We start from the raw sequence: 15,013 nt of genomic DNA, 5'->3' as shown, positions 1-15,013 counted from the left end.
CTTATTATCTGTATAAAGTAAAGTGACCTGTAAACTCTCTATTATCAATATCATTCAGGATAATCGTAAACCAATAATCTCCTGATGGCAACATACTGCCCTGATAAATACCATCCCAACCTTCTTGCTCTCCAACAAACTCGGCTAACAATCTACCGTATCTGTCAAATACTCTCACTTCCATATCGCTAAAGAAGAAAGGATCAGTGTTTGGATTAGCACTATCTTGTCTTGGATACCAAGTATCGTTTGTTCCATCTCCATCTGGAGTAAAGTAATTAGGGATTACGATATTGATGTACGTTAATTCCTGAACTGCTATTACCTCACAAGCCATATTATCAATTACCCGTAGCGCATAATCAGCTGTTTCGTCTATAGAGAAGGTATTATCATCTAATTCTCTATAGTCTGCATCAGTTAAATCATTAACCGTTAATCCATCCGGTACAATTGCAACGAAATATGTGTAATCTCCACTACCACCGGTTACGATGATTTCATACTCGTTAGGATCTTGTGGATTATTAGTCATCTGTGCAACTGGTGATGTCATCGGTACATATTCCTCTACTGTAATTGTTCCTAAATCCTCTACACATCCTGTTGGTGTATATGTCATAGTACCTTGATATTGTCCTGGTTGTACAATAAATGTCGGAGATAGACTATCACCAGGGCTAACTCCCCCGTCTAAGGAAACCAAATTATAAAGTATATCTGTGTCAACTGAATCCTCTCCTAGTATGAAGTCTATGTAGTATACCGGTGGCTGATTTATAGAGCCGTCAGTATTTATTACAGGACAATCAATTCTAGAACTCATTATACCGTTAAGAATAGCTCCCTCTGGTATATCTACAGGTAATTCAAGAGGACAGTTGTTTGCATCCAAAATGTAAATTGTGGTAGTTCCTCCCGGAAGATCCATATAGGTAAACATTCCTTCTACAAAATCTGCAGGATTGTTAGTGATACTTGTTCTGTATGGCGTTGTACCACCTGTTACCTCAATAGTTACAGCACCATCACTGTCACCAAAACAAGTCTCCGGCGTAACCGATCCAACAATGTTCGCCATTAGCTGATCAGGTTCTCCTATCGTCACATCATATACTTGTCCACATCCGTTAGAATCCTGTGCAAATACTTGATACACTCCCGGAACAAGATTTGTAAATGTATGCTGATTAGGTACATTATCAGAATCATCTCTAAAAAATTGATCAGGATCAGTACTTATAGCAAATGAATACAATCCTGTACCGCCTACAGCAAATACCACAACGGATCCATTATCCTCTCCGAAACATACTACATCATTTACCTCCGGTGGAATGTTTTCAAACTCCGCAGGATTGTCGATACTAAAGTCGGCCTGAGAAACACAATCTCTATCACTTCTTACTACATAGGTATAGTTTCCTGGAGGAAGATCAGTGAATTCACTATTATTCTGTGGCCCCCATGTCTGAGCAGTATCATTATTTGTCAACTCAAATATGTAGTCTCCAATACCGCCGGTTACCCTTGCGTCTATCACTCCCGTAGATTCATTAAAACAATTAATGTTTGCTGCAGAGGTATCCAATGTAATCGCTATCTGATTTATTGGTATCACAGGAACTGGTGAAGATAACTGAGATCTACAACCATTTACATCTTCTACAAAGAATTGATATTCTCCGGCTCCGAGACCTATGAAAACTCCAGATCCACCGTTTGCCACCTGGTTACCGTCTTGATCTATATAGTAGTACTCTGTTATAGCAACATCACTAGTTCCGCTAACTGTTACATCAATTGTGTTGATATTACAAGTAACTTCAGTAACATTATCAATACTTACAGTAACCTCATTAGGCTCATTAATTACAGCAGTAGTTGTTGCGGTACAGTTCAGGTTATCAGAAACTGTAACTGTATATGTTCCTGCACCTAAGTTATTAAATACATTCACAGACTGTGGACCACTGGTTGTTACACCATCAGGGAACGTCAATGTATATAAATACGTTCCAGGACCCTGACCTCCACTTGCAACTATAGTTATACTTCCGTCAGTATCTTCAAAACAAGTTACACTACTATCCGCAATTGGATCTACGATGATCGCATTTGGTGATTGTATAGTAAATTGTTCATCATCTGTACATCCCTGACTATCCTCGGCGGTAACCGTATATAATCCAGCAGTTAAGTTTTCAAACAAACCTGTAGTATTTGTTATAGCTCCGGGAGTTAACGTATACGTTACTGCTCCTTGAGCTCCTGTAACAGATGCCTGGAATGAACCATCGGCACCAGGAACACAAGATTCTACAACATTAATTGGAGAAATTGCAGTTACAATCGGTGCACCAGGCCCCATTACCGCAACAGCATTAGATCTCTCCGTACATAATGGATTTGCCGTCTCTGTTATCTCAACAATATACACTCCTTGTGGTAATGTTACCGGTAATATATAAGGATCGGGGTCTGTTGTCGTATCACCTGTTCCTGTAAATGCTGTTGGATTTCCATTTTCATCTAGGATGGTGAAGTTATATGGTCCAGAATAACCCGTTATCGAAATATTAATCGTACCATCTGCATCACCAAGACAAGATTCTGGTGTTTCTTGTGCTGCTACCAACTGAATAAAATCAAATTCATCAATTTCGTGTGTTACTGTAATAGTACAATTTGTAATTTGATCTGTTATTCTGAAAGTATAAATACCCAATGGTCTTGGTAATACAAAATTGGCGGTAAAAGTACCTGCCGGTGTATCGACAGGAGCTGGTGGATTTATTACTGTGCCTGCATTATCGATAAGTTCGAATAAGAAATCACCAGATCCTCCTTGTACTGACACCGTAACTTCTTCATCCACTGCGCACGTTATATCTGTAACAATAGTAACGGCTGGGTTTATCATTATTGGGAAAGGCGCTATAGTTTCAGTAATAGTAGTAGGAGCTGTCTCACAACCATTATTATCTGTAACAGAAATCAAATAATCACCCTCTTCATCAGCAGTGATTAGATATTGTACTCCGGCTGCAGTTCCATCCGCATCCGTAATATCCAGCTCAGTAACCGTAACTCCAGATGGTGTAACATAAGTAATACTGTAAGGTGCTGTACCATCAGTAATAGTTACTGTGATTATAGGGAATATCGAACTATTATCTGCAGCACAACCATAAGCACTTTGCGCTGTAGCCACAGCTACCTGAGTTGCATTAGCTACAGTAACCGGAATCTGACCGGAACAACTTCTATCCGAAGTTACCACCACAATATAATCTCCAAACGGTAAATCCGTAAATACAGGATTATCAACCTGATCAACTCCAACTTGAGCACCTGGTACACCTGCATTATCTACAAATATTTGATATGTATATGGACCATCTAAATCAGTGCCAGCCTGCAATGTGACTGTTACGGTTCCGTCTGTCGCTCCAATACAACTAACAGCAGTTGACACAGCTGAAGGAATTGGATCCAACGGAACAGTAAGTTCCGGTACATCAATTGTTATAGTACACGGAGCCGTAATCGTAGGAATATTAATATCTGTAATTTCCACTATATAATCGCCCGCTGCAACAGGGGTGAATATATTATTTCCTACCTGTGGTCCAGCTACAATTGCATTGGTAGCTTCATCCCTAAGCGTAAATGTAAAGTTACCTGGATTAACACTAAAGTCTGATCCACCGCTAACTGTTACTGTGATCGTACCATCCGTATCTCTACAAGTAGGATCCGCGGTAAAGTCAGCCGTTCCAGTTAATTCTGGTAAAATCGTAATGGTTTCCACGTTCGATGGACATCCGTTCTCATCATAAGCTGTCACCGAATACGTTCCCGGTGTTGAAACGGTAAACGTATGTGCTGTAATCCCATTATTCGCATCTTCGATTACACCTCCATCCAACTGGAATCTTAACTCTCCTGAACCTGGTGGCGAAGCCACATTGCTAGTTCCTGAAGCAGCTATCACATAGCTACCGTCGTGTGTACAAACATCATCTACTGTTAATGGATTTAAAACAGGGTTGTCTGTTCTATTCACCGTTTCTACAATAGAAGGAGGGTTAGAAATACAACCATTCGCATCCACTACACTAATCGTATAATCAGTACTGGCTCCAATAACTGGTAAGTCAAAGATTCCAGTTGTACTTGTAGTTGTAAATGTTCCACCGCTTGGTACATCTGTCGCTGTAAAAATATATGGAGGTGTTCCTCCTGATGCGGTTACTACAACTCTACCGTCATCGTTACAATTAGCATTGATATTTGAAGTCAGCGCCAATAATAGTTCCGCTGGCTGTGTGATCGTAACAACGTTAGACACATCATTACAAGTTGAAACAGGATCAACTACAGCAACCTCAATGTTTCCGGCTTCTAAGCTTCCTATTGATAAAGGATTCGCTACCGTGGTATCACCAGAGCCTGTGATTACTGTACCTGTAGTCGTATTTGTAACGGTATAATCATAAGGTCCGGTATGACCTGTTACCGTTAACTCTATGTTTCCTGTAGCATCCCCGAAACATAAAATATCAGGAGCAACTACGGCTATATTAGCCTCAATCGTATCATAAGGACCTATTTCATAAGGTAATGTTTCTATCGAACATTGAGTTCCTTGATCAAACACTCTGAACGTATAATTACCAACTCCAGGCAAAAAGAATGATGCACTGGTGGTAGTAGCGCCTCCAGAAGGGACTCCTAATTGAGACGGTACTGCTCCATTTACCTCTATGAAATCAAATGGCCCTGTTCCTCCAGTAACTGTTACTGTTACTTCTTCTGTATTGGTTGTACAGTTAATACCCGTAACTAGGTTTACAACCGCATCTGTCATGACAGGAAATGCCGGAATATTTAAAGGTGTTAATATTGTTGGACAATTGTTTACGTCAAACACGGTAAACGTATAGTTCCCAGCTTCATTTGCGATAATTTGAACACCAGCTAATCCGGTATCTGTATCTAAAGTTGTAGGATCTAAAGGACCAACTACATTTCCTGAAGGGTCTGTATACGATAAGGTATAAGGCGCATTACCTCCAGTAAAATTATCCACTGTTATGACGGGAAGATTAATATCAGCTCCTGTACATCCGTATGGTGTTTCTAAAACAACAGTTGCAGTAGGATCTGTTGGTTGATCTATTATATAATCAGCAGTATTTGTACAAATCACATCCAGGGATCCGTTAGGTTTTGTAACCGTAACCTGAACTGTATACGTTCCAATTCCTAAACCAGAGAAAACCGGGCTTGTCTGTAATGGTCTCGTAACAGGTCCTGCTATAATTTCGTACTGATAAGTCACGGCAGGATCCGCTTCTGTCGATGCAGCTGTTAATGCAGCTGTTATCACACCATCTGTATCACCTATACAAGTAACAAATGTAGTTTCTGGCACTAACACTGGTGGTGTTGGTGCATCTATGCTTACAGGAGCAGAGAACGAACAGAAAGGTGCTGTTCCTCGTCCATCATCGGTTGCCACAACGATATAATTTCCTGGTGCTACTCCTGTATAAATTCCGGTAGCATCACCTGTTGTGTTACCTGTTGGTGTTCCTGTTCCATCTTGTAGTACGTATGTAAGTGTACCTATTGCTGCACCAGAGGTAATTGTTGTCGTAATTTCACCAGTTGGGTTTTCACAATCAGGAGCAGCTGTAAATGCAGCACTAATTACTAATGCATCATATACTGTAGCAGTTGTGTTAACTGAACATCCAGATTCGTCTGTAATAGTAATTGTATAGGTTCCTGGAGTTGATACAATAAATTGGTGATTATTATTATCAATACTACCAGTTACAGCTGTTCCTCCGTTGATTTGATACAATAATGTTCCTAAACCTGTACCATCAACATCAATGATATTACTATTATCGTATGCACAATCGTCAATGAAATTTGCCACTACCGTTGGTAACGGATTTACTACTACAGTAACATCCACCGGACCAAAACTACATCCGTTAAGGTCTGCCACCCAAATGTCAAAATCACCGGCAACATTGCCAAGATCGATGACATTACTCGTTAAAGGATAAACACCCGGATCTCCTGCGCCGTCTGCAACTACAGCATACGTATATCCATCATCTGTTGGAGGTATTGTGAATTGAGTTCCTCCATCAGTATCCATAATTACTTGTGCGTTCGTTCCACAACTATTAGCTGCAGTAAGATTTGTTGCTACAGAAGTTAGTGGATCTGGAACTGTAATCTCAAAATTTCGTCTCGTTGAGCAACTAGTTCCATCTACTTCTTCTACGACTACATAATATCTTCCCGGAGGAAAATCGGTAATGGTTACAGGCACATTTGCACCTGTAAGTCCTGTTGCATTTCCAGAATACACTGTTGGTGCAAAGGTGACATCGAGTGAAATATTTGTAAACTGGTCAAAAACTTCCCAACGTACTTCGGTCACAGCCGATGCTGGAGGTTCCGGTGGAGAAGTTGTATATCCCGAAATATCAAAACTTATTGATCCGTTATTTAATGCCGGTGTCTCATTACAAGTAACATCTGTCTGAGTAAAATTGATAATATCAGGATCAGATATTGGGGCCACAGGAGATACTAATTCTTGATATAGACAATTTGTGAAATTATCCCGAACTTCTAAAATATAGGTTCGATTAAAATCTAATCCATTATAGACATGATCTCTTATTGGGGTATTAGCATCTACAGCTGTTGCTCCGCCAACAAGGTCATTTAACGGAACAAAATCTCCTAATCCCGGAGAAGGTTCTCCTACGATACGAATATCAAATCCTGGTGGTGGGTTTGCTGGAGGATTTATACCAGAACCTCCCTGCACATCTATTTCAAAAGTTACACCGCTGATACAATCACCAAATGTAACCACATTCTGTACTAAATCATTTGGTGGTGAAAAGATATTAAACGGTCCAATAGGATCCGGATTAGAAACACAACCATTTACGTCTTCTACAAAAATGAAATACTGTCCAAAGTCTAATCCTTCAAAACGAACGGTTGTTGATGCAATCGTTGTTGGATTAGGAGTCGAAGCAGCCGTAGCTGATGGAACAAGTGGTGTAACAGATACATTGCTTGCATCAACTAACGTATATGTATATGGTCCAGTTCCTCCGGTAATTGTCAGATCAATTGCTCCTAGCTGAGTAATTATTACCGATCCACCACAGGTAACTGGTGTTTCAACTCTGCTTACTTCCACAATTTCGGCTGGTTCAATAACATTCACTGTACCGATTCCCGTTGGTAACGGATATAAACATCCTCGGCTACTTCTTACCGTATAATTATATGCTCCAGCAGCTAGGTTTGGAAAACTAATCTGTGTACCAGTAATCGTAACAAAACCTGCGCCGTTAAAATCTATTTCATACGGTGTTTCCGTTCCAGTTACAGTTACAGTTACCGTTCCTGTATCTCCAAAACAATCTACTGTAACATCTGGTGCCGTAATGGTTGGTGGTACAGGATCTGTCACCGTAAACGGAGAGGTTGTAAACGTACATCCTCGATCATCTGTCACTCTGAACTCATACGTTCCTGCACCCGATGTAGCAATATAATCAGGGAAAGGAGCAACACCGTTAGTAACGTGATCTATAAAGGCTCCACCGTTAAATGAAACTGCTATATCGTAAGGCGTATAACCACCGTTCACCACAAATGAGAACGAAGCATCCTGAGGAACCCCTGCAGCATTACAAGTAATATCCGCTACCTGAGTAACATCAAGTGTCACTGCTTCTGCAATAGTTTCGGTAAGTATTACCGGACAACCATTACTATCTGTAATTGTTATCGTATATGTTCCTGCTTGTGTTAATGCGGGAGTTGTTGTAAAAGTTGTTAATGCCCCAACATTGGTGTCTGGAATAACAATAGTTCCACCAAGAGCAACATTATAAATGTAATCCGGGGTTCCGGAATTAGTACCATCGATATTGATGGTAAAACTTACAGTCCCATCATCCAAACAAAAATCTGAGCCTGGATCAATAGCTGCCGCTATCTGTGGAAGCTGATTAATGTCCAAATTCTGAGGCGCTGATACACAACCATTGCCATCTGTTACTATAATTTGATATCCAGTCCCATTAGGAACATTAATATAAGGGTCTGTAATTGGTTGACTAGGTCCTACGGGAGTCCCTCCAGAGTCATTTAGCACCCAAGTATAACCACTTCCGCTTCCTCCGGTAACATTATCTATTGTAACTGTGTTCGTGTTAGCAACACAATCCTGTATAACCGGATCAATGGTGAAAGTGATAACATCAGGTTCTCCTATAACCACTTGAGCTGTATCTGTACAACTCGTTCTTTCGTCTGTAACTAAAATGTCATATGTTCCTGCGGCTAAAATATCTCCGGTAACAATAGTTGCCGTATTTTGACCTGTGCCTTGAGCGACGATAGTAGCTCCAAGGGAAACTTCATATGCATACGTTTCTGTTGTTAAATCAATTCCGGAAACTGTTAATGATAACTCTCCGTTACTTTGACCATTACAAACTGGCTCATTAACAACGGTTGCATTTACCGCTATGAAATCTATATTTGGTACTGTGAAGGTTTCTGTGTATACACAACCATCAGTATCCGTTCTTGCCAGAAATGTATAGGTAACTCCTGAAGTTAAACCTGTGAACACATTAGATGGTTGAGGACCAACTGTTATTGGTGCTGTAATTTCGTACTCTACTGTGCTCGTACCATCCAAAGTGGCAGTAACAGTAACATCTGCAGTTAGTGCAGGACATTGAACCTGAGTAGCAGCAAATGAGAGATCAGTAACTTGTACTAGTGGATCTATGGTTAGCTGACCCAAATCTACCGGACAAGAAATAGTATTAGCATCTCTTATGTACAATGTATAGGTACCATCTGTTAAACCTGTAAATATTCCCGTGGTATTGCTATAATCCACTCCATCTATACTGTAAGCATATGGAGGGGTTCCGTTTGCCGGATTAGATACAGTAATGGTACCTAACTGAGGCGTTGTACTAGAACCCGTAGCATCACAACGATATTCCTGAGTGATTGCAATATCTGCTGTAATTGGAGTTGGTGCCGTAATCGTAGCATCTACATCTAATGTACAAGCTGGAGTTGCTCCAGATCCGTCTGTAATCGTAATTACGTGGTTTCCAACAGGAACATTATTAAATACAATAGGACCAGTACCTGTAGGTCCTTGTGTTGTAGTTACATCTCCATCCAAAATATAAGTAAATGGTCCTTCGCCAGCAGTAACCGTAATTTCTATGCTACCATTATCTGTAGGACAGTTTGGATTTGTAACTACAGGAGTGCTAGTGGCAATAGGCTCGTATGCTGTAACCGTAACTGGATTAGAAAATGCAGTACATCCTTGGTCATCGGTAACCTGAATTACATAATCACCAGGAGTATTTACCGAATGAGGAGATGTAATATTTGCTTGTACTAACGTAGGAGGTGTTCCTTGTGCATACAAATCAAATTGAGTATACACTGTGCTTCCTCCGGCAGGAGTAAAAGTTATACTAGCATCTTCGTTACAATTAATATCATTTGCCAAAGCCGCTGTAATCGTTAACTCTTGATTTATTGTGAAAGGTAATGCAGCTGTAGAACAATTTGTAGCTGTATTCGTTACAACCACCGTATAACTTCCAGGAGTTAAATTAGGAATTTCAAATGTATTTGCCGGTGCTCCTAAGAAGGTCACTGCGACACCTGTTCCTCCATTTAAACTATATTCGAAAGGACCTAAAGGTGCAGGTATACCCGGAGTGATGGTAATCCATTGCGTTGCTTGATCTGTTCCATCATAACATGGATCTCCTCCGGTTGCTAAAGCTATAGTTGGAGAAGCAGATTGCACTATTGTTTCGGTATTATTAATCTCACAGGCAGCTGCAGAATTCCCATCTCTAACAAAAATAGTGTAGGTATCCACTGCAAGTCCTGTAAAAATGTTACTAGTGTTAGGGTAATCTACAATTACTGTTCCACCACTATCTACTAGTCTGTATTGATAATTTCCTCTACCACCACTAGCTGTTACGGTAATAGTTCCTGTATTTGCCCCACAATTAGTCTCAGTGGCAGTAGTTGTAAAAGTAAGTGGTGTTGCTGGTTCGGTAACATCTACCGTAGCAGTATCAGAACAGTTTAAAGGGGATCCTGAACCTCCTGGATTATTATCTGTAACCGTTATCGTATAATTTCCTGCAGCAAGTCCTGTTACATTGATTGGACTTGCAGTAATCCCGGTTCCTGAATCAACAACAGTTCCTGTAGATGTAAGTGTGACTGTGTAATCAAATGATGTGCTGTTCGTTACATTGAAAGACAAAGCTCCATTACTTTCTCCAACGCAAACAACAGGAGTAGTTTCTACTGCATTTGTGATATCTATTGGATCTATAATATCTACCCTATAATCATCGACAAATGTACACTGATCATCACTTCTTCTTGCGGTAACAGTATATGTGATTCCTTGAGCTATTGTATAACTATTTGTTGTTAAGAAACCTGTATTTCCTGTTGCAGCAGTGCCTGTTGCAGGATCTGGGGATACGTCGTATTCATACACCACTCCTGCAGCTATATCAGCTGCTGATAATACCGGCTGTGCTTCAAAACTTACCAGAGAACTTTGACTATTACAATCACCGTCTCCCGGAGTAAAAGCAATTGCTGTAATTGGTACAAGTGCCGGCACATCTATAGTAAATGGCACAGCACAATCTCCACTACCTTGATTTCTTATATACACTGTGTAAGATCCGTCTGTGCTTACTGTTATGTTAAATGGGGTTGTTGTTATGTTCGTGAAGTTAACATTATCTAAGCTCCACTCATATGTACCAGAACCGCCGGCGATATTGTCTACCTGAATAATCGCATCCTCGCTTCCGACGATACAACTTAAAGGTCTGTCTAAAGTAACATCAGCTGTAATTCCTGTTGGAGAGTTTATAGAAAAGCCGTATTGTGTAACTGGGCATATTGTTGGCTCCGGTGCTGGGAACGTACAATCCGCATTAGTAATCGCCGGTGTAGTATTAGCGTGAACTACCTGTACTACATATGAATTGCCATCTGCTACTCCTGTAAAGGTTATTGATTGGCTATTTGATGTTACATCATCAACCAAAGTCCATAAACTTGGGTCTTCATCGTTTAAGGGATCTGCAGGATCACTGATGCCATTACCACAATTAGGATCTGCCGCACAATCCCATAATTGGTATGTATATACTCTTCCGGCAACAGTTGGTGAAACATCCACCCGGATCAAACCAGTGTCACCCGGACAAGCAGGTTGTGTTACTGTAACATTATCAATAACAATAGGTTCATACGGAGTAATGTTATCAATGCTTGCAGAAATAACACAGGAAGGTTCACCACTTGGAATATTTTGATCACTAACTCTAAACGTATAAGTTGTAGAAGGGTCAGCAGGAGAAGGAATCTCAAAAATATTACAGGGTATAAAATTCCCATCACCATTGTCAAATAGATAATTTCCAGAACCATTTAAAACATTTACCTGAACTAATGCTCCACTATCACAAGTTTCCGGAGCTATCAAAACTACCTCTGCATCAAATGCCGGTGCCGGATTAATTGTAACTGTAGCATCGAACACACACTCTGGTGTAGGTCTATTTGAGATTACCTCTACCGTATATGTTCCTGCTGGTAAATTATTCTGTGTATAATTACCATTATTAGCGCTACTATTGGGCACAATTATAGGATCTGCTGCTCCAAGTGCAGGGCTCGAAATTGTGTATTGATATTCAGGAATACCTCCTGTTACACTTATATTAATTCTACCAAAACCTGTTCCGTTATTATCATTTACACAGCTTGGATCAACACCAACTACGCTAAATGTAGGATCTATAGAAGGTACATTAATTGTTGCTGTATATTCACACCCTGGGAAAGTAGTGTCAATCGCATAAACCGTTACATCTCCTGCGGTAGAAATTGGAAAAACACCTGTGGTATTCGTATAAGGTCCACCAGAAGTTAAACTAAATGCAAAATTCGTTGGTACGTTCACCACACTCACGCTACCATCGTTACCACACTCTATTGGGTTCATAGTAAGTTGTGGCTGATAATCATTCTTAAATACACTAAAGTAGAATGGAATAATACATCCACCATCAAACTCGGCTAGAATTCTATAATCTCCAGCTTCAGAAACAGTATAGTTTGAAGTGTCCCCACCAGTAACTTCTACCCAATTAGTATCTGTACAATTTCCATCTAATAAAGAACACGGGTCATTTGGGTCTAGTACACAAGATCCTGATGGATTAAGTCGTTGCCAAGAGATATCATCCAAACTAGAAGGATCAAAGTTTGTTTCTAGCAATAAATCCTGATCACCACACAATAATATCTGTGGTATCGGAAGTCCACTACAATCTTCTGTAACTACAGTTGTTCCATTAACGTAATCCAAAATAGGATTAGTAATATCTCTAAAGTCTTCTACGTTGAATCGCTCTGTTAGCGTCATACACTGAGGTTCTACTCCGTCTGTATCCTCTTTAACTACGGTATATACACCTGTTTGAGGGTTAGGAACCTGAAAGAAGTTAACGGTTGTTACTACGGGTGTAGTAATTCCCGGACCTGTCCAAGTATACTGGTTATAACCAGTACCTGCTACTAATAATAAATCATCATTACAAAAAGTAACATCCAGTTCACAGGCCGGAACATTCACCAGAATATTAGTAGTTTCTCCGGGAGCCTCTCCACAGTCTCCTAATTCAGCGCTACTTAAGGTTGATCCATTAGTTCCAGATATCAATCCGGTATATGTAGCCGTAGCAGAATTGGTAATTTCATCAGAACAAGCGTCTCTAAGTTCTTCACAACTACTTACTAGTTGAGCTCTAAATCGAATAAAGATAGGTGCATCACCCTCTCCTATAGGTTCATCATTAGGGGTTTCTACAATGCTAGAAGGAATATTAAATTGCAATACTCCAGGCGTTATTTCGGTATAGGTAACTCCGGGAGGTAATGTGGCGTCTACAACTCCTAATAAGTTCGTGTTTGCGGGTAATACATCTGTAATTATTACAGATCCGTCTACGAAGTCCTCATTTCCTATATTTTCAATTTCCAAATCATAAAACAACTCATCACCTAGCTCTACGTTTTGACCGGTAATTTCTGTAACTCCATCGGTAGCAAATGCTCTTTTAATAATTCTTAATTCAGGTTCTATAATCGTTACAGAAAAAGAATTAAAGAACACACTATATCTATCTCTATCGGTGGTTAATTGAAAAGTTGCCGAGGTCTGGCCGTTTCCAATTAAGGAATTGTTATTGTTTGGCAAATCAAAAACATCAACATCAAATCCTTGTGTATTTTCTGAATTAGGCAATCTATCCGTAATATAGGCACCATCAACAGAAATCGATCCATTAAAAAAGTTTCCAGCCGGATTTACGTTCCCAGAACCCTGACCCAATGCTGTAAAGTTATTATTAGTATTTAATACTCTCAATCGATCTCCTCCTAAACTAGTGTCTCCTTCTAATGAGGCTACCGCATATCTCACTCCCACCGGTTGATTTCCTTGAAGGGTTGTAAAACCACTATACGTAAACTCTACCGGGTCATCACCTCTAAATATTTGAACAAACCCGTCACTTACACTTATATATTTCGCTTGATCTTCGGGATCTTCATATACAGCTACTAATAACCAACCCCCACAAGCACCATCTCCACCACTTGTAAAACCTTGGGTAGCATTCATATTCGCAACCGTGTACCTTCCGAAAGGATTAGCAGGATCCAAAAGATTGGTAACCTCAGCATAACAAACATATGGAACCTCATCGTTTGCAACATCACCTAATGGATTAGTACCATTAGTCCTATATCCGTCAAAACGAGTTACATCTGCAGTTACATCGACGTAATTACCACCCGGAACTTTAAATTTTATATCTCTGAAATCCGCAGGTGCAGGCCCATCTTTTCTTGGATCCGTAAGAGGTAAACCTGTTAATTGTGCGTTTCCTGTAGTAGATAGGGTAGCCAAAACTACGTGATTTTCTGCCTGTAATAAGGGTATTAAATCTCCATTATTAAAATTCGCATTGTCTATATCGTCATCACCTATGGAAACTGAAGGAATCACGATCTGAGTGGATCCATTTCCTGTCATTCTTGGTAAACGTCCTCCATCGTTAACAACGACAACCCCAACTGCACCAGCATTCTGAGCATTTACCACTTTTTCTCTCATAGAACAACTACCGCCCTCTCTTATTACTGCAATATTACCAGCTAATTCTGTCGCATTTGTAATACTACAACCGTTTACGGGTTGGGCAACTACCAAATATGAAGTAACTGGGCTTCTCTGTATATCAGAATTGTCATTATCAAACTCGCTATTTCTTGCAGTATACTCTTGCGCCAACGGCCCATTATTAATAATCAGTACCGTATTTGTATCCGAATTTGTTGAGATTTCATTATCGTTAAAATCATTAGGGCTATCTTGCCTGGCCATATAATAATTAGCGGACCAGTACAACCCTGCATAAATCAGCGTACTACATTCTTCTCTGGGAGCGGTTAAACCCGCTTCACTGGAGCTAAATGTTGTAGGGTCATTATCCACATCAATAAAAGCAGTGTAATAATTACCGTTATTGTCATTACCGTTGTAGTTTCTATTTGGATTGGTAAAGGTATTTCCACTAGCATCTTCTATAACTCCTACAATATCATTACCGGTAACAGTTAGGTTACCCCTGGTATTGTTAAATTCTATTCTCTCTTGAAATGGAACAGTTTCCTGTGCGTTCATCTTGCTTATGGCACCAATAACAATGATCATTATTATTAGTACAGCTTTTTTGGGTAATCGTGTTTTCATAAGCTGCTTATTTTGAGTTGTGTCGTTCATTCTAAT

Annotated in this window: 1 protein-coding gene; it reads right to left on the bottom strand. The window is 40.0% G+C overall.

The annotated features are described in order from the left end of the window. Window positions 1-4: 4 nt before the first annotated feature. The gene (locus tag ACE94K_RS03790) at window positions 5-14,977 is read right to left on the bottom strand and encodes a T9SS type B sorting domain-containing protein (protein ID WP_378180173.1); all 14,973 of its coding nucleotides are present in this window, start codon (window positions 14,975-14,977) and stop codon (window positions 5-7) included. Between the last annotated feature and the right edge of the window lie 36 nt (window positions 14,978-15,013).

The sequence above is a fragment of the Aquimarina besae genome, assembly GCF_042434905.1.
Lineage (GTDB): Bacteria > Bacteroidota > Bacteroidia > Flavobacteriales > Flavobacteriaceae > Aquimarina.
Note: the sequence above shows the minus strand (reverse complement) of the source record. Positions and strands in the feature narration are given on the sequence as shown.